We start from the raw sequence: 1,817 nt of genomic DNA, 5'->3' as shown, positions 1-1,817 counted from the left end.
GTTGAAAGTTATCGCGGCGGTGGCATGGATAGCTCCATTGAAGTTGACCTTGGTCTTGAAACCCTCACGCTTAGCATGACCATTTCTGATTGCTCTCCAGAGTTGATGGCACTGTTAGGGCGCACCGATGTCAACATTTCATTACGAAGTTCAATGCAAGCGCAAGGCACACCAGCAGAAGGTGTTGTCATTACCATGAGAGGACTATGCAAAGGCTTTGAAATGGCAGAATGGCAACCGGGCAGCAAAGCAACATCCACAACTACCTTCACATTGCAGTATTTCAAATATGTCCAGAAGGACGTTGAAATCGTTGAGATAGATGTCCTCAACTTGGTGAGAAAATTCAATGGCGTCAATCAACTCGCAGACCATAGAGACAACATAGGATTATAAAAATGACAGTCCAAACAAGCATTACACATAAATTATTGATACCTGTTACTTTTGAAGGAAAAGAGCACACCGAAATTACTTTACAGCGCCCCAAAACAAAAGATGTGCAAGCAATCGACAAAAAAGAAGGCATAGAGCAAACAATCGCTATGATCGCACGTCTTTCTGGATGGGCACATGAAGCGGTTGGAGAACTCGATATTAATGACTTGTCGAGCATTGGAGAGATTTTGGAGTCTTTTATCAAGCGGCGGGATACCTCGACTGGGAAACCGCCGCTAAACTCATAGCCGATATTACCATTGTGTTCCATTGGTCCCTTTCAAAGATGATGGAAATGGAACCGCAAGAACTCATATTCTGGCGAAATCAAGCAGCAGAAAGGTATAAGATAAAATGAGTGAAAAAGTTGCTGATGCAAAGGTAAAATTGTCTCTTGAAGACAAACTCACCGCACCTCTCAAACATCTTCAAAAAAAATTCGATACATTGTCAAAAACACTCTCACATAGTTTGGGTATTGTGCGCTTTTCTGCTGCTGTCAAAAACATGACAAAAAGCCTTCATGGCGTTCAAAGTGCTCTTAGCACAGCGGCAAGTCGTGCTTCAGTCTTTACCGGTGTCTTAGGGCTTGCTGGTGGTGGTCTTGTGGCAAGTGTAGCCGCCCTCACCATGAAAACCATGCATCTGGGAGATAGTCTTTATCACGCATCACACCATTTAAATATGAGTGTTGCATCACTTCAATTATGGGGTGATGCAGCCGATAATTCAGGCACTTCTGCCGAACTTTTTCAACAATCCTTAGCGGTTTTAAATAGGCGTTCAGCACAAGCATATGCCGGACAAAAAAGAGGCATGATGGGCTTTGAAGCACTTGGCATTTCTGTCAAAAACACTTCTGGAAAACTCAAATCCACTTCTGTCTTGTTAGAAGAAATTACCGACAAGATGAGTAAGATGAAAAGCCAAGCACAAAGACAGCATATTGCCGCTCTGCTGTTTGGGGGCGATGGTAAAGAAATGGCGACCATGCTTGCACAAGGCATGGCACCCATTAAAGAGCTGTTTGCAAAGGCGCGAAAAGGAAAATGGCTGATAGGTGCCGATGTTGCACGCTATGCAGCAGATTTAAGTGACAAGCTTGGTGCTTTTAAGAAAAAAATAGGCGGTATCGCGAGCTTTATTGGCGCGCGTTTCATGCCCGTGATTAATGATATGATTGACGGTTTTTCAAAGTTGATTGATGAAAACCGCGACCTCATTCAAACAACTGTTGCGAGCTGGGCAAAAACCTTAAAAAAAGTCCTTAATGATTTGCTTAATCCTACCTCTGATTTAAGAAAAGGCATCAGTGATCTCACAGAGAGGATTAAAGGCTGGTTCCAATGGCTAGAACCTCTGATTGGTGAAATAACCCT

Annotated in this window: 4 protein-coding genes; all 4 read left to right on the top strand. The window is 43.3% G+C overall.

What is annotated here, in order from left to right:
- Positions 1-396: phage major tail tube protein (locus ACFINX_RS09555; RefSeq protein ID WP_375668748.1), on the top strand; the 396-nt coding region annotated here is incomplete at its 5' end.
- 2 nt (positions 397-398) lie between these two features.
- Complete coding sequence (locus tag ACFINX_RS09550; RefSeq protein WP_375612344.1) at positions 399-686, top strand: phage tail assembly protein; 288 nt, start codon at positions 399-401, stop codon at positions 684-686.
- A 38-nt stretch (positions 687-724) separates the two neighbouring features.
- On the top strand, positions 725-796 hold the full coding sequence (locus tag ACFINX_RS09545) for a hypothetical protein (RefSeq protein WP_375612372.1): 72 nt from the start codon (positions 725-727) through the stop codon (positions 794-796).
- Positions 793-1,817, top strand: a 1,025-nt coding sequence (locus ACFINX_RS09540; RefSeq protein ID WP_375668750.1) for a phage tail tape measure protein, incomplete at its 3' end; no start/stop codon positions are given. The genes ACFINX_RS09545 and ACFINX_RS09540, both read left to right, overlap by 4 nt.

The organism is Bartonella sp. AP36NXGY, assembly GCF_042195865.1.
GTDB lineage: Bacteria > Pseudomonadota > Alphaproteobacteria > Rhizobiales > Rhizobiaceae > Bartonella.
This window is presented reverse-complemented; position numbering and strand designations above follow the sequence as displayed.

What these genes read in the sequence shown, in the direction of transcription:
- ACFINX_RS09550 (WP_375612344.1), top strand. Translation starts at nt 399, where the DNA reads ATGACAGTCCAAACAAGCATTACACATAAATTATTGATACCTGTTACT.